1 pseudogene is annotated in these 262 nt (G+C 72.1%); it reads left to right on the top strand.

Annotated elements, in window-relative coordinates:
- A pseudogene (locus CVH10_RS21665) lies at positions 1 to 262 on the top strand (cold-shock protein); the annotation flags it as partial.

The raw sequence follows: 262 nt of genomic DNA on the forward strand, positions 1-262 counted from the left end.
GTCCACATTTCCGCCGTGGAGCAGGCCGGCCTGACCGGCCTGGCCGAGGGGCAGCCGCTCGGCTTCACCTTGGTCGATCGCGGCGGCCGCATCTCGGCCACCGATCTCAAGATTGACGGCGAGCCGATGGCGGTGCAGGAACGCGCGCCCCGCGACGGCGGCTTCGGCGGCGGCGATCGTGGTCCGCGCGCCGGCGGTGCCGGTGGTGCCCCACAGCGTCAGCTGACCGGTGAGAAGGCGACCGGCACGGTCAAGTTCTTCA

Origin of the sequence: Halomonas sp. ND22Bw (assembly GCF_003011945.1) — a bacterium.
GTDB classification, from domain to species: Bacteria; Pseudomonadota; Gammaproteobacteria; order Pseudomonadales; family Halomonadaceae; genus Halomonas; species Halomonas halophila.